Source organism: Xanthomonas sp. NCPPB 1128 (genome assembly GCF_001043115.1).
Taxonomy (GTDB): domain Bacteria; phylum Pseudomonadota; class Gammaproteobacteria; order Xanthomonadales; family Xanthomonadaceae; genus Xanthomonas_A.
Genome location: NZ_LFME01000001.1, coordinates 313,519 through 329,134, shown reverse-complemented (window position 1 = coordinate 329,134; position 15,616 = coordinate 313,519). Strand labels below are relative to the sequence as shown.

At 70.1% G+C, this 15,616-nt stretch carries 11 protein-coding genes and 1 tRNA gene; 3 read left to right on the top strand and 9 right to left on the bottom strand.

The window, feature by feature from the left end; all coding sequences use genetic code 11:
• Positions 1-56 precede the first annotated feature (56 nt).
• Entirely contained in the window at positions 57-2,675 is a 2,619-nt protein-coding gene (locus ACP93_RS01305; RefSeq protein WP_048489044.1) for a glycoside hydrolase family 3 protein, read from the bottom strand.
• A gap of 392 nt (positions 2,676-3,067) precedes the next feature.
• On the opposite strand from ACP93_RS01305, the gene ACP93_RS01300 reads away from it, so the two are divergent.
• A complete protein-coding gene (locus ACP93_RS01300) occupies positions 3,068-5,032 on the top strand; it encodes a PhoX family protein (protein WP_048489043.1) in 1,965 nt (654 codons plus the stop codon).
• Between the two features lie 69 nt (positions 5,033-5,101).
• Here ACP93_RS01300 and pgi read toward each other — a convergent pair whose 3' ends face one another.
• The 6 genes from pgi to pcnB form a co-directional block, all read right to left on the bottom strand.
• Positions 5,102-6,616: a glucose-6-phosphate isomerase gene (pgi, locus tag ACP93_RS01295; RefSeq protein WP_048489042.1), complete on the bottom strand. Its 1,515-nt coding sequence runs from the start codon at positions 6,614-6,616 to the stop codon at positions 5,102-5,104.
• Entirely contained in the window at positions 6,613-6,993 is a 381-nt protein-coding gene (gene panD, locus ACP93_RS01290; RefSeq protein ID WP_048489041.1) for an aspartate 1-decarboxylase, read from the bottom strand. Before panD ends, pgi begins: the two co-directional genes overlap by 4 nt.
• A 176-nt stretch (positions 6,994-7,169) precedes the next feature.
• Positions 7,170-8,009, bottom strand: coding sequence for a pantoate--beta-alanine ligase (gene panC, locus ACP93_RS01285; protein WP_048489040.1), 840 nt, complete (start codon positions 8,007-8,009; stop codon positions 7,170-7,172).
• Complete coding sequence (panB, locus tag ACP93_RS01280; protein ID WP_048489039.1) at positions 8,006-8,824, bottom strand: 3-methyl-2-oxobutanoate hydroxymethyltransferase; 819 nt, start codon at positions 8,822-8,824, stop codon at positions 8,006-8,008. Before panB ends, panC begins: the two co-directional genes overlap by 4 nt.
• Positions 8,825-8,855: 31 nt before the next feature.
• On the bottom strand, positions 8,856-9,356 hold the full coding sequence (gene folK / locus ACP93_RS01275) for a 2-amino-4-hydroxy-6-hydroxymethyldihydropteridine diphosphokinase (protein ID WP_204243618.1): 501 nt from the start codon (positions 9,354-9,356) through the stop codon (positions 8,856-8,858).
• An 8-nt stretch (positions 9,357-9,364) separates the two neighbouring features.
• On the bottom strand, positions 9,365-10,783 hold the full coding sequence (gene pcnB, locus ACP93_RS01270) for a polynucleotide adenylyltransferase PcnB (RefSeq protein WP_048489150.1): 1,419 nt from the start codon (positions 10,781-10,783) through the stop codon (positions 9,365-9,367).
• Positions 10,784-10,812: 29 nt separating this feature from the next.
• Between pcnB and ACP93_RS01265 the strand changes: the two genes are divergently transcribed.
• Positions 10,813-10,887: transfer RNA gene (locus ACP93_RS01265), tRNA-Glu, on the top strand.
• A gap of 229 nt (positions 10,888-11,116) precedes the next feature.
• On the opposite strand, the gene folE2 is transcribed toward ACP93_RS01265, so the two are convergent.
• Positions 11,117-12,064 (bottom strand): GTP cyclohydrolase FolE2, encoded by a 948-nt coding sequence (gene folE2, locus ACP93_RS01260; RefSeq protein WP_048489037.1) that lies wholly within the window; start codon positions 12,062-12,064, stop codon positions 11,117-11,119.
• Positions 12,065-12,271: 207 nt separating this feature from the next.
• Between folE2 and ACP93_RS01255 the strand changes: the two genes are divergently transcribed.
• Positions 12,272-14,053, top strand: coding sequence for a S53 family peptidase (locus ACP93_RS01255; RefSeq protein WP_053069640.1), 1,782 nt, complete (start codon positions 12,272-12,274; stop codon positions 14,051-14,053).
• A 69-nt stretch (positions 14,054-14,122) separates the two neighbouring features.
• Here ACP93_RS01255 and ACP93_RS01250 read toward each other — a convergent pair whose 3' ends face one another.
• Positions 14,123-15,550, bottom strand: coding sequence for a sugar porter family MFS transporter (locus ACP93_RS01250; RefSeq protein ID WP_048489036.1), 1,428 nt, complete (start codon positions 15,548-15,550; stop codon positions 14,123-14,125).
• Between the last annotated feature and the right edge of the window lie 66 nt (positions 15,551-15,616).

Sequence of the window (15,616 nt, the reverse complement as noted above, 5' to 3'; positions counted from 1 at the left end):
CATGACGCCGCCCGGGTGGGCGGCGCCGCTCGTTCAAGAAAAACGTTTGCCACCGCTCAATGCAGCGGGCAGTCGACCACGCTCTGCGCGTCGTTGCTGCTGCCCAGCGCGATCCGCGACAGCGAAAGATCCAGCGCGCCGTTGCTCTCGATCACCGGCAGGCGCTCGAGCCGGGTCAGGTCGGCGCCGGCCGCCGCGAAGCACTTCAACGGCACGCCGAGCGTGCGCCACTCACCCTTCGGCAGCGCGGCCAGCGCCTTGCCCAGGTCCAGGCGCACGCCGCAGTCATGGCCGCAGGCCACGCCGATGCGGGCGGCAGCGCTGGGCGCCACGTCCACCTTCATGGTCAGGATCAGTTGCACATCGCCATTGCTCTCGCGCGAGACGTCCAGCGGCTTGGGCAACACCAGCGCCACCCCCGACGTGCCGCTGCCAGACCAGACGAAGCGACGCGCATCCTCCTGCGCCTTGTCGTCGATCGCGGTGACCTTCAGCGAGCCGTCGGCCAGCGCGGCCGGAAAGGTCGGCGCCGGCAGGTTGGCCTGAGCGCCGCCGAACAGGATCAGGTTGATGCCCGTCGCCGGCTTGCCACGGTCCAGATACACCCCGCCCACCGCCTGTGCACCGGACACGCCCGAGACCTCGGACAGGCGGCTCAGATCGCCCTTGTCTTCGTAGGTGAGGCCGTAGCCGAAGGCGAACTGCGGGCTGTAGTTCTTCTGCCCGACGTTGTTGGCGAACTGCATCGCATTGCGCGGCCAGGAGAAGCTCAGCTTGCCGTGGCAGTCGTACTGCACGCTGCCGTCGGGCTTGCGCAGCAGCACGTCGGCGACGCCGGCGCCTTCCGAGCCCGGCAACCAGGCCGCGACAAAGGCGTCGGCCGCGTTGATCTCGCGGTTCACCCACAGCGGCCGCCCGCTCAGGAACACCGCCACCACCGGGATGCCTTGCGCCTTCAGCGACTTGATCAGGTCCAGGTCGCTGTCGTCGCCGGGCTTGTACAGCAGCGTGGCGATGTCGCCCTGGAACTCGGCGTAGGGATGTTCGCCGAACACCACCACCGCCACGTCCGGCTTGGTGGTGAACTTGCCGTCCACCGCCAGTTCGGCGCTGCCGCCAGCGGCGCCGACCTGCTGCTGCAGGCCCTCCCAGATGGTGGTGCCGTTGGGGTAATCGGCGCGCTTGGTGCCGGTGCCCTGCCAATTCAGGGTCCAGCCGCCGGCTTGCTTGCCCATGTCGTTGGCGCCGTCGCCGGCCACCAGCAGCTTGAGCTGCGGCTTCAGCGGCAGCAGTTGCTGCTGGTTCTTCAGCAGCACCAGCGATTCGCGCACCGCCTGCCGCGCCACCGCGCGGTGTTCGGACGCGCCGAGCAGCGCGAACTTGCCGCCGAGTGGACGCTGCGACGGCTTGCCGGCCTCGAACAGGCCCAGGCGCAGCTTCACCCGCAGGATGCGCCGCACCGCATCGTCCAGCCGCGCCATCGGGATCTCGCCCGACTTCACCGCCTTCAGTGCGTTCTCGTAGACGCCCTTCCAGCTGTCCGGGGCCATCAGCATGTCCACGCCGGCGTTGAACGCGGCCGGGCAGTCGTCCTTGCGGCAGCCGGGGACCTGGGCGTGGCCGTTCCAGTCACCGACCACGAAGCCGCCGAAATGCATCTGCCCCTTCAGCACGTCGGTCAGCATGACTTTGTTGCCATGCATCTTGACCCCGTTGACGCTGTTGAAAGAGGCCATCACCGTTTGCGCGCCGGCGGCGATCGCCGGCGGATAGCCGGCGCCGTGGATGTCACGCAGTTGCTGTTCGTTGATCCGGGTATCGCCCTGGTCCTTGCCGTCGGTGGTGCCACCGTCGCCGAGGAAGTGCTTGACCGAGGAGATCACGTGCGAGCCGTCCAGGAAACCGGGCGTGCCGGGCACCCCCTGCAGGCCCTCGACCATCTGGCCGGCGTAGCTCGCCACCACCTCGGGCGACTCGGAATAGCCTTCGTAGGTGCGGCCCCAACGGTCGTCCTGCGGCACCGCCACGGTCGGGGCGAAGGTCCACTCCATGCCGGTGGTGCGGGTCTCGGCGGCGGTGATCTCGCCGATCTTGCGCATCAGCGCCGGGTCGCGGGTCGCGCCCAGGCCGATGTTGTGCGGGAACAGCGTGGCGCCGACGATGTTGCTCTGCCCGTGCACCGCGTCGATGCCGAAGATGATCGGGATCGCCGGGCCGGCACCGTCTTTTTGCATGGACGCCGCGTAATACGCATCGGCCAGCGCCAGCCATTGCGCCGGGCTGGCGTCGTACTTGCCGCCGGGATCGGAATTGCCACCGGCCAGCACCGAACCGATGTGGTACTTGCGCACGTCCTCCGGGGTCATGCTGCCGATGTCGCCCTGCACGGTCTGCCCGACCTTCTGCTCCACCGACATCTGCGCCATCAGCGTGGTGATGCGCGCCTCCAGCGCCGGATCCTCCTGCAGCGGCCAGGCCGGGGACGGCCACCGGTCCGGATGGATCGGCGGCGGCGGCGCGGCCGCCGGTGCGACCGGAACGGAGCGACCGGGACCGGCGGCGGCCAACGCCAGCAGGCCAAGCGCAGCGGCCGCGGCCAGCGCAGTGCGAAGCGGCGCGCGCGCGCCAGCAGGCTGTGTATGCAAGAGACTCCCTCCCAGGAACGGCGAACGCATGCCATGTCGCGGCCGGACCGCACACGCCGAGGTACGGCCGGCGCCTACGCTTCCCGAATCGCCCCAAGCCTGTCAACCGCGCCGCGAGGTATGCCCCTATGCCGCAGGGATATCGGCTGACGCTATAGCGATGGAATACCGGGTTTGCTTGTGCGGGGCTGCGTCCGGGTCGTTGACCGCGCTCCCCCACGCCATCGGCCGCCACGGCGTTTGCTGCGCCGCAATATCGCCCGAAGTGCGCACTGCGCAAGGCGGCGTCGCATTTGGCGCAATCGCTGCCGGCCGCGACCGCTCGCAGGTTTCAAACAAATGTCACCAAGCGCGCCTAGGTTGGACCGCGCCGGCGCCGAGGGGGAGTGACCGGTATCCCGCCCGTTCTGGAGAGTCCCCCGATGTCGCACCTCCCTGATTCCGGTCGCCGCCGCGCCCTGCGCCTGCTGGCCGGCACCTCCCTGCTGCCGCTGGGCAGTCTCTCCGCCGCGGCGTTGGCGAGCGCCCCTGCGGCCGCGCGTGGGCCGGACCAGCCCGCGCCGCGGCCAGTCCGCCCGCCACGGTCGCGCCTACGCGCGGTCAGCTTCGACGGCATGGCGGCGCCGTCGCTGGCCGAGCCGGCGGCGATGGCCACCACCAGCGTGCGCTCGCATGTCGACGTGATCCTGCACGACGGCAGCCGCCAGCGGTACGCCCTGGCCTACCGCCCGTTCTTCATGACCGGCGACCAGGTGCCCGACGGCACCGGCGGCACCGTGCTGGCCGGCGGCTACTACGACATCCACAACCGGCCGATCCTGGACCGCTCTGTCCCCGGCAGCGAACGGCCGTTCTTCTCGGATTGTCCGGATGGCTCGTCGCTGCTGACCCTACCGCATGCGCATGTGCCCGGCGTACGCGGCAACACGGTGTTCGCGGTGGTGCAGTTCGAGTACACCACGCGCGATCTTGCCGGCAACGGCACCTATCGCCAGCTGCCGGCGCCGATCGCGGTGCTGACCCTGGACCAGGATCCGCGCAGCGGCCACCTGCGCCTGGTCAAGTACCACAACGTCGACACCTCGGCGGTGCACGGCCTATGGACCACCTGCGGCGCCAGCCTCTCGCCCTGGAACACGCACCTGTCCAGCGAGGAATACGAACCCGATGCCGCCAGCATCGCCGGCAACACCCAGTTCCAGCGTTTCAGCGAACACCTCTACGGCGATCCCACGCGCGCCAATCCGTATCACTACGGGCACCTGCCGGAAGTGACCGTGCACGCCGACGGCAGCGGCAGCATCCGCAAGCACTATTGCCTGGGCCGCATCTCGCATGAACTGGTGCAGGTCATGCCGGACCGGCGCACCGTGTTGATGGGCGACGATGCTAGCAACGGCGGCCTGTTCCTGTTCGTCGCCGATCGCGAGTGCGACCTGGCCAGCGGCACCCTGTACGTGGCGAAGTGGCGACAGCGCTCGGCCAGCGGCCCCGGCGCGGCCACGCTGGAGTGGATCCGCCTGGGCAGCGCCTGCAGCGACGAGATCGAAGCGATGGCCGACGTGCTGCGCATCGGCGACATCATGGACGTGGCCACGCGCGATCCGGGCGACTCCAGCTACACCCGCATTCCCTACAGCGGCGGCTTCAACTGGGTGCGGCTGCGCCCAGGCATGGAGCAGGCCGCCGCCTTCCTGGAAACCCACCGCTATGCCGCACTGTGCGGCGGCAGCTTGGGCTTCACCAAGATGGAAGGCACCACGGTCGATGCCCACGACCGCATCGCCTACTCGGCGATGTCCTACATCCAGGGCAGCATGCTCGACGGCTCCGGCGACATCCGCGTGGAAGGCCCGACCGCCGGCGCGATCTATGCGCTGCCACTGCGCGGCGGCCAGCGCGACCATCTCGGCCAGCCGATCCGCAGCGACTGGGTGCCTGTGTCGATGAGCGCGCCGCCCGCGCTGGTCGGGCGTGATCTGCCTGTGGCCGACGCGCTGGGCAATCTGGCCGACCCGGAGCGCATCGCCAATCCGGATAACATCAAGTTCTCGCAACGCCTGCGCACGCTGTTCATCGGCGAGGACAGCGCCATGCACGTGAACAACTTCCTGTGGGCCTACAACGTCGACACCGGCAAGCTGTCGCGCCTGCTGTCGGTGCCGGCCGGCGCCGAATCCACCGGTCTGCACGCGGTCGACGAGATCCACGGCTGGACCTACGTGATGAGCAACTTCCAGCATCCCGGGGACTGGGAAAGCCCGCTGCACGACAAGGTCAAGGCGCAGCTGGATCCGCTGATCCGCGCCAACTACAAGGACCGCTACGGCGCCGCGGTGGGCTATCTCACCGGCGACCCGGTCGGGCTGCGCCTGGACGAGGTCTAGGGCGCGGTATGCAGCGTGATGACCGATCGCGCGAGCCGCTCGGGCTCGCGCGATCGGATGCTTTATCGCTCAGCCCTGCAACCGCGCCAGCACCGCGCGCGTCACCGGATCGGCGACCTCGGTGGACTGGCCCTGCAGCGCCGGCAGCAACTGGCTGGCCAACTGCTTGCCCAGTTCGACGCCGAACTGGTCGAAGGCGTTGATGCCCCAGACCACCGACTGCACGTACACGCTGTGCTCGTACATCGCGATGAGCGCGCCCAGCGCCTGCGGGGTCAGCGCGTCGAGCAGGATCAGCGTGCTCGGGCGGCCGCCCGGGTAGTCGCGGGCCGGATCGTCGCTGCCCTGCCCGTTCGCCAGCGCCTCGGTCTGCGCCAGCAGGTTGGCCAGCAGTGCCTGGTGGTTGACGGTGTACGGATCGTCGTTGCGGATGCAGCCGATGAAGTCGGCCGGCACGATGCTGGTGCCCTGGTGCAGCGCCTGGAAGAAGCTGTGCTGCACGTCGGTGCCGGCGCCGCCCCACCACACCGGCACGGTGTCGGCCTCGACCGGGCTGCCGTCCAGGCGCACGCGCTTGCCCAGGCTCTCCATCACCAACTGCTGCAGGTAGGCCGGCAGCAGCGCCAGGCGCTGGTCGTAGGTCATCACCGCCTGCGTGGCGTAGCCGAGCAGGTTGCGGTTCCACAGCGTGGTCAGGCCATGCAGCATGGACACGTTGCGCTCTAGCGGCGCGTTCAGGGCGTGGTCGTCGAACTGTGCGGCGCCCTCCAGCAATTGCTCGAAGGCATCGGCACCGATCGCCAGGGCGATCGGGAAGCCCACCGCCGACCACAGCGAATAGCGGCCGCCCACCCAGTCCCACATCGGCAGCACGCGGCCGGCGGCGATGTCGAAGGCCTTGGCGGCGCGCTCGGGGTTGGCGCTGACCGCGTACAGGCGCTCGCTGCCGCCCAGCCAGTCGCGCAGGATCTGGCCGTTGAGCAGGGTTTCCTGGGTACCGAAGGTCTTGGAGATCAGCACGCCGGCGGTACGCGCCGGGTCCAGCGTGGCCAGGGTGCGCTGCATCGCCGCGCCGTCCACGTTGGAGACGAAGTGCACGCGGAAGCGCGCGCCGGCGACCGGACGCAGCGCGTCGGCGACCAGGCGCGGGCCGAGATCGGAGCCGCCGATGCCGACGCTGACGATGTCGGTGACCTCGGTCTGCGCCAAGGCGTCGATCAGCGCGCGCATGCGCTGCTGCACCTCGCGCGCGCTGGCATGGGCCTGGCTGGCCACCGGCGCGCCGGTGAGGTCGCCGCGCAGCGCGGTGTGCAATGCGGCGCGGCCTTCGGTGACGTTGACCGTCTCGCCGCGGAACAGGCGCTGGAAGGCGCCGGCCAGGTCGTGTTCGGCGGCCAGCGCGAGCAGCGCGTCGAGCGCGGCGCGGTCGTACTTCTGCCGGGCGAAATTGAAGTACAGCGGTCCGACCTGCAGCGCCAACGTCTCGGCACGGCCGGGTTCGGCCGCCAGCAGGTCGGGAAGGCGCGCCCCGCGCAAGCGCTGGGCGTGGGAATGCAGTGCGTCGAAACCGGTGGACTGTGTCATGCGGCCTGCTTTGGGATGCTGTGGTTGGTGTGGGTGATCGTGTTGTTGCCGTCCACGTAGACCAGGGTCGGCTGGAAGCGCGCGGCTTCCTCTTCGCTCATGCCGGCGAAGGCGGCGATGATGATCAGGTCGCCGACCTGCACGTGGCGCGCGGCGCCGCCGTTGAGCGAGATGATGCCGCTGCCTTCGTCGGCGCGGATCGCGTAGGTACTGAAGCGCGCGCCGTTGGTGACGTCCCAGATGTGTACCTGCTCGAACTCGCGGATGCCGGTCGCGTCCAGCAGCAGCCCGTCGATGGCGATCGAGCCTTCGTAGTTCAGCTCGGAATGGGTGACGGTGGCGCGGTGGATCTTGGTCTTCAACAGGCTCAGTTGCATGGCACGGGACTGCGGTCAGGAAAGACGTGCAGTTTAGCAGCCGGGCGGTGAAACGGCGGTGGCAGGCGGCGCCCGCCGTAAGCGTCGTAGGAGCGGCTTTAGCCGCGACCGGGCCTGACCGATGAAGGCCCGGTCGCGGCTAAAGCCGCTGCTACGACGGGATCAGGCGACCGCCCTCAGAATTCCAGGTTGTCGATCAGCCGGGTGCGGCCCAGGCGCGCGGCGATCAACGCCACACGCGGGCCGTTGCCGTCCTGCGGCTCGCTCAGGTCTGGCGTGCGCAGCACGCTGTAGTCGACCTCGAAGCCGGCGTCCTGCAACTGCGCGGTCGCCGCCGCCTCCACCTGCGCACGCGGGCGCCCGGCCAGGTGCGCCTCGCGCATCGCCAGCAAGGTGCGGTGGATGTGCGCGGCACGCGGCCGCTCCTCCGCCGACAGATACTGGTTGCGCGAACTCATCGCCAGGCCGTCGGCCTCGCGCACGATGCCGCCGCCCAGGATCTCGATCGGGAACGCCAGGTCGGCCACCATCTGCCGGATCACCGCCAGCTGCTGGTAGTCCTTCTTGCCGATCGCGGCCAGGTCCGGCTGCACCTGGTTGAACAGGCGCGCGACCACGGTGCACACGCCGTCGAAATGGCCCGGCCGGCAGGCGCCTTCCAGCACCTCGCTGACGCCCGGGGTGTGCATGCGCAGCGCCAGTTCCACGCCCAGCGGATACATGCTTTCCACCGTCGGCAGCCACAGCACGTCGCAGCCGGCGCCTTCCAGGCCGCTGGTGTCGGCTTCCGGGGTGCGCGGGTAGCGGGTGAAATCCTCGTTCGGGCCGAACTGCGTCGGATTGACGAACACGCTGGAGACCACGCGGTCGGCGTACTGCCGCGCCAGCATCACCAGCGAGAAATGTCCGGCATGCAGGTTGCCCATGGTCGGCACGAAGGCCACGCGCAGGCCCTGCCGCTTCCAGCCGGAGACGGTGGCGCGCAGTCGCGCCAGGTCGGTGATGGTCTCGATCATTTGGCGTAGGCGTGTTCGGCGTCGGGGAAGGTGCCGGCGCGCACCGCGTCGGCGTAGGCGCGAGCGGCACCGGCGATGGAGCCGCCTTCGGCCAGGAAATCCTTGACGAAGCGCGGGCGGCGATGGCCGCTGTCCAGGCCGAGGAAGTCGTGCATCACCAGCACCTGGCCGTCGCAACCGGGGCCGGCACCGATGCCGATGGTGGGGATGTCGATCTCGGCGGTGATCCGCGCGGCCAGCGGCGACGGCACGCACTCCAGCACCAGCAGCGCGGCGCCGGCCGCGGCGACCGCCTTGGCGTCGGCGAGCAGCCTGGCCGCGGCGGCCTCTTCGCGGCCCTGGATCTTGTAGCCGCCGAAGGTCAGCACCGACTGCGGGGTCAGGCCCAGGTGCGAGCACACCGGGATGTCGCGTTCGCTGAGGAAGCGGATCACCTCCAGCTTGTGCCCGGCGCCCTCCAGCTTGACCATCTCCGCACCGGCCTGCAGCAGCCGGGTCGACGCGTCCAGCGCGCGCTCGGGGGTGGCATCGGACTGGAACGGCAGGTCGGCCACCAGCAGCGCGCGCTGCAGCACCCGCGCCACCGCGGCGGTGTGGTAGGCGATGTCGTCCACGGTCACCGGCAGGGTCGAATCGTGGCCCTGCACCACCATGCCCAGCGAATCGCCGATCAGGATCAGGTCCACGCCGTTGGCGTCGAAGGTCCGCGCGAAGCCGGCGTCGTAGGCGGTCAGCATCACCAGCTTCTGCTGGCGGCGCTTGGCCTCGGCCAGGGCGGGAACGGTCCAGGGCTTGCTGTCGGCGTGACTGCTCATAAGCTCATGTGCTGCGGTAATGAGCCGAGCATTATCTACCGATTGGTGCGATCCCGCCGGTTTCGATGCGGTCGCGTACGTCACGCACCGTTCCATGTCCCGGAATGACCGCGTCCGCGGCGATCTCGACCAGCGGCAGCAGCACGAAGGCGCGCACGTGCAGGAACGGATGCGGCACCTGCAGCAGCCCGGGCAGATCGATCACCGCCTCGGCGTACAGCAGCAGGTCCAGGTCCAGGGTGCGGGGGCCCCAGCGTTCGCCGGGCTGGCGCTGGCGGCCGTGGCGGTGTTCCAGGTCCAGCAGCGCCTGCAGCAGCGCCGGCGCCGGCAGCGTGGTGGTCACCAGCGCCGCGGCGTTGATGAAGTCGGGCTGGTCCTCGCGGCCCCAGGCCGGGCTGCGGTACAGCTGCGAGGCCCGCAGCAGGCAGGTCTGCGGCAGGGTGTCGAGCGCGGCCAGGGCCGCGCGTAGGGTCGCCGCGGCATCGCCGAGGTTGCCACCCAGGCCGATGCAGGCCTGGACCGGCGTCTCCACCACGGCACTCACTCGACGGGCGCGGTGGCGTCCGGACGGCGGCGCCGGCGCCGGCGGCGCTTGGGGGTCTCTTCGCTGTCGGCCGGCGGCGCGAACGCCAGCTCGTCGCCGGCGTAGTCCACCTCCGGATCGAAGCCGCGCGGCGGCGGTGCGTAGCCGGGCTGCTGCTGCAGCTCGCGCCAGTAGGCGATGTCGGCCGCATGCTCGTCCGAGGCCGACTGGCGCACGATCAGGAAATCGAACGCGGCGCGGAAGCGCGGATGCGACAGCGTGCGCATCACCCGCTTGCGCTGGCGCGAGGTGAAGCGCGACTGCAGCAGCCAGATCTCCTGCATCGGCAGCGAGAAGCGCCGCGGCAGCGCCACGGTGCTCAATTGGTGCAGGGTCACCCGGTCGGCGGCGCGGCGTTGCGCCTCCTCCATCTGCATGCCCTGCTTCTGCAGGGTCATCAGCGCGCGGCAGTAGGCCGGCCACAGCAACAGCGCGAACAGGAACGCCGGCGACACCGGCTCGTCGTTGGCGACGCGATTGTCGGTGTTGCGCAGGCCTTCGATCAGCATCCGCCGCAGCGCGCCGCTGCGGTTGGAGCGCAGCGCCGCCGCGCTTTCCGGGAACAGCGCGGCGAGCAGACCGTGCCGCTCCAGCCCCTCGAAGCTGGCCACGCCATGGCCGGACAGGAACAGCTTGAGCACTTCCTCGAACTGCTGCGCCGGCGCGGCCTCGGCCAGCAACCCGGCCAGGCGCGGGATCGGCTCGGCGGTGCCGGCCTCGATCTCGAAGCCGAGCTTGGCCGCCAGGCGCACCGCGCGCAGCATGCGCACCGGATCCTCGCGGTAGCGCTGCTCCGGGTCGCCGATCAGCTTCATCAGCCGTGCCTGCACGTCCTCGAAGCCGCCGGTGTAGTCGCGCACCGAGAAGTCCTCGATGGCGTAGTACAAGGCGTTGCAGGTGAAGTCGCGGCGCACCGCATCGTCCTCGATGCTGCCGTAGACGTTGTCGCGGACCAGGCGGCCGTTGTCCACCTCGCGGTCGCCGCTGCCGTCGTCGACATTGGCGCGGAAGGTGGCGACCTCGATGATCTCGCGGCCGTAGACCACGTGCGCCAGGCGGAAGCGGCGGCCGATCAGGCGGCAGTTGCGGAACAGTTGCTTGACCTGCTCGGGGGTGGCGTCGGTGGCGACGTCGAAGTCCTTGGGCTGCACCTGGACCAGCAGGTCGCGGACCGCGCCGCCGACCAGGTAGGCGCCGAAGCCGGCCTCGCGCAGCCGGTACAGCACGCGCAGGGCGTTGGGGCTGATGTCCTTGCGCGAGATGGGGTGCTGATCGCGCGGGATCGCGCGCAGGGTGAATGGCGATGGAACTGGCGGATTGATGATGGCGCTTCCGTATCGGGTTGCGGGATTGCCGAAGGGCGGCGAGACCCATATACTAGCGCGCTGCAATCGACGCGACCAACGCTCCCTTCGTCTAGTGGTTAGGACGTGGCCCTCTCAAGGCTAAAACAGGGGTTCGAGTCCCCTAGGGAGCGCCATCCTCGCCTCGCCTGCAGCGCGACACAGCAAAAACCCCGCCTTGGCGGGGTTTTTTGCGTTCTGGGGTCGGCGTCTGCGCGCCTCACCCGGGGAGCGCAGGCGCCGAGTCGCCCGCGAACGGGCCGATTCGGGCATCGGCCAGCGCAATCATGCAACCGGCGCGCGACGCGACCGGTCGACGCAGGTCAACGCACCGGCCGGGTGGGTCGTCGCCTGGCCCGCACGGCGTCAGTCGCCAGCCTCGCCGGCGGCGACGGCCACCGGCGCCGACGCGGTCTCTGCCACCGCATCGTGCGCATGCAGGCTTTCCAGATGCCGTACCTGCACCTGTACGTCGGCGTAGCGCGCGCCCAGCGCCTGCTGCAGACGCCGCGCGGCGTCTTCCACGTACATCAGGTTCTCGCCATTGCGACGCGCGAAGGCCTGTTCGTCGGCACGCCGCACCGCCGCCTGCACCGGCGTGGCCAGGGCCTGCTCGGCCAGCGCGATCACGCCCTCCGCGTCGAAGCGCACCGCGCGCGCCGACACGCCGACCCGGACCGAGGCCACGCTGCGCTGGCTATGCGGGGTGGCGTGACTGCCGTGCTGGAGCAGCCAGTCCGCGACCGCCTCGCGCGGGACCGAGACCTGGTCCGCATGCTGCTGCACGAAGGCCTCGCTGAGCAGCTGCCGCGCCAATGCTGCCGAACACGGACAGGTCGAGGAATACAGCACATCCACGCCGAGCCCGAGCCGGACCACGCCGCCGCGCAGTTCGGCGTCGATCCGCAGCGGATACGCCCGCCATCCGGCCAGCCCCGGGCTGCGCAACGCCGGGCGGCGACGCAGCAGCTCCAGGCGCAGCGACACCCGCGCCGCGGTCGAGGCGCAATCGGCATGGCTGTGCACCATCGCCCGCAGCAACTGCGACAGCCGCGACGGCGACAGCGGCTGCTGCGCACACTCGTCGAGGAGGCGGTACAGCCGCGACATATGAATACCCTTGACCTGCGCCGACGGCAGGTCCACGGCGAGCGCGGCCTGCGCCGGCACATGCGCCGCATTCCCGCCCTCGCCCACCTCCAGGCAGATCGGCAACGCGATGCCGTCCATGCCGACCCAATTCAGCGGGGCGGCGATCTGCGAGGGTTCATCGGCGGCGACATCGGGCAACGGCGGGGGGGATGGCAGGTTCATCGGCTGGGCAACGGAACGAAGGAAGGACAGCGGGAAGGCATCGCAATTGTTATAAAGTAACACATCGAACCATCGCGGCGGCGTGCGTCACTCTCGGCACGCTCATGCCCCGGCCGTGCCGTAGACAACGTTGCAACGGGCTGAACCATTCGGCTTCCGTCCGTGTCCACTTGACGCCTTTCCCCTTCCCCCGCAGCGAGTGATGCCATGTCCCACCCGAGGTTCCGTACCGCCCTGCTCACCGGCGCCCTGTGTGCCGCACTCGTCACCACCGCCCACGCCGCGCCCGCGGCAGGCTGGGTCGCCACCGATACCGCCAGCCAGGTCGCCGCGGGCCGCGCCCTCGCCCGCCCCGAGCAAGCGCTGAGCCCGGCGCCGCTGGACGCCACCCTGGACATCAGCATCGTGCTGCGCCCGGCCGATCCGGCCGCGCTGCAGCAGGCCACCGCGGCGCTGACCGCCCAGTCCTCCGCCGATCCGGCGCTGCAGGCCCGGGCCAAGGCCCTGGCCCAGCCGAACGCCGCCGCCCTGCGCCGGGTCCAGGACTACCTGCTCGGCAAGGGCATCGGCGACGTGCGCGTGGCCGGCAACGGCACCCTGCTGCGGGCCCGGGCCAGCGTCGCCGCGATCCAGGCCGCGTTCGACACGGCGATCCGCAGCTACAGCGAGAATGGCCGCCGCTACTACGTCAACGAGGGCGCGGCCAAGGTGCCGGCGGCACTGGCCGGCAGCGTGGCCGGCGTGCTCGGCCTGGACACCGTGCGCAGCGCAGCGGCGCCACAGATCGTCACCCGTCAGGCAGCGCAGGCCATCGCCTCGCCCCAGGCGACGGCGCAGGCCACGCCGGACCTGGTCGCCGTGATGCACCGGGTGGAAGACCTGCCGGTGCTGTACGACGCCGCCAGTCTGCCGGCCGCCACCAACACCACCGCGGCGATCATCGCGGTCGGCAACATGGGCGAGACCCTGCGGCACCTGGCCAGCTTCCAGGCGCAGCACAACCTGCACACGATGGTGCGCGTGGTGCAGACCGCCGATCCGGCCTCGCCCGGCTACCGGCCGACCAACGATCCCTCGGCCGACGTCGAGTGGGACATGGACACGCAGTTGCTGCTCGGCACGTCCGGCGGCCTGAAGACACTGATCATCTACGACATTCCCGACTTTTCATGGAAGAGCATCATCGACGGCATGCAGCGGGCGGCCGACGACAACCTGGCGCGGGTGATCAGCGTCTCGATCTACGGATCGGAAGCGCAGGTGTACCGGGATACCCTGCAGGCGGCCAATGCGGCGCTGAACCAGGCGGTGAGCAACGGCCAGAACTTCGTGTTCTGCAGCGGCGACGACGGGGTCTACCTGCCGCTGAGCGCCAATGCCAACGCGCCGTACTATCCCGACCTGAGCGCCCATCCGGAACAGCGCGAAGTCGCCTTCCCCGCCTCGAGCCCATACGTGATCGCCGTCGGCGCGACCGAATTGCGCACGCCGGCCGGCGCGCCCACCACCTACGGCGAGGAAGTGGTCTGGAACGCGCACCGCGGCCACGGCATCACCCAGGGCGGGCTCAGCAAGATGTACGCCGCGCCCAGCTGGCAGCAGAGCGCGATCCCGAGCATGCTCGGCAACGGCTACCGCGCGGTGCCCGACGTCAGCTTCAACGGCTCCGGCGACAGCAGCGCCTACATCCTGCAGACCGGCAGCACCATCGGCACCGAGGTCAGCGGCTACGTCTACGGCACCAGCGCGGCGGCGCCGACCTTCGCCGGCCTGCTCGCCCGCGTGCTGCAGGCCAACGGCAACCGGGTCGGCTTCGTCGGCCCAGCCCTGTATGCCTATGCCAGGACCGCGGGCAATACGTACGACGTGCTGCTAGGCGACAACGGCCTGTATCGCGACGGCTACCGCGCCGGTCCCGGTTGGGACTATGCGTCCGGCTGGGGCAGCGTGGACATGCTCGCCTTCAGCCGCTACCTGCAGACGCACTGAGCCGGACGCGACGCGCACGACGCGCAGCTTTGACGATGCCGGCGCGCCGCGTGCGCGCCGGCCTTCGCCTCAGCCCTGCATCTGCTCCAGTTCCTTGCCCTTGGTCTCGTACACGTAGCGCAGCACGAAGAACACCGACAGGAACGCGGCCACGGTGTAGATGCCGTAGGCGCCGGCCAGGCCGATGCTGCCGAGCAGGATCGGGAACGTCACGGTGATGGCGAAGTTGGACATCCACTGCGCCGCACCGGCCACCGCCAGCCCGGAACCGCGGATCTGGTTGGGGAACATCTCGCCCAGCATCACCCACATCACCGGGCCCCAGGACATGTTGAAGAAGACCACGTAGACGTTGGCGGCGATCAGCGCCAGCCGGCCCATGCCCGGCGACAGCGCGAGCTTGCCCGCCGCATCCAGCGAGGCGCTGGCGAACGCGAGGGTGACCAGCGCCAGCGACACCGCCATGCCGGCCGAGCCGATCCACAGCAGCGGCTTGCGCCCGATCCGGTCGATCAGCACCACCGTGACCAGGCAGGCGCCGATGCTCAACGCGCCGGACAGCACGTTGATCAACAACGCATCGCTCTCGGCGAAGCCGACCGCCTGCCACAGCACCGCGCCGTAGTAGAACACCACGTTGATGCCCACCAGTTGCTGGAAGGTGGCCAGGCCGATGCCGATCCACACGATCGGACGGATCTTGCCGGTGACCTTGCTGACCAGGTCCGACAACCGCGGCTTGTGCTGGTCGGCCGACAGCGACCCGGAGATCTCGGTCAGCTTGGTCTGCGCGGCACCGGCGCCGTACAGCCGGGTCAGCACCGCCAGCGCCTGTTCGCGGCGTCCCTTCACCACCAGGAAGCGCGGGCTTTCCGGAATCGCCAGCAACAGCAGCAGGAACGCCGTGGACGGCAACGCCTGCATCCAGAACATCCAGCGCCAGGCCGGCTGGCCCAGCCACAACGCCTCGGTGGAGGCGCCGGCGGCCTTGGCCAGCAGGTAGTTGCTGAGGAAGGCGCAGAACAGCCCGCCGATGATGGCGATCTGCTGCACCGTGGCCAGGCGCCCGCGGTAGCGCGCCGAAGCGACCTCGGCGATGTAGGCCGGCGACATCACGCTGGCCGCGCCCACCGCGAAACCGCCCATCATCCGCGCCAGCACGAACACCGCCGAGTTGTGCGCCGCGCCGGCGCCCAGCGCCGACAGCAGGAACAGCGCTGCCGAGACGATCAGCACCGTGCGCCGCCCCCAGCGGTCGGCCAGCGAGCCGGCCAGGAACGCGCCGACCGCACAGCCCAGCAACATCGAGGCGACCTCGAAGCCGGTGCCGGCGGAACTGGACTGGAAGGCCGCCTTGAGGCCATCGACGGTGCCGTTGATGACGCCGCTGTCGAAGCCGAACAGGAAGCCGCCGATGGTGGCGACGCAGCTGATCAGGATGATGAGGCGGGTGTTCTCGCCGGCGTCGGCGTGGCGATCGATCGGAACACTGGACATGGGTTCACCTGGTGGCGTGCAAGAGGAGACGGCTGGCGCGCGGGAAGACGCGTGCGCGGCGGCGGC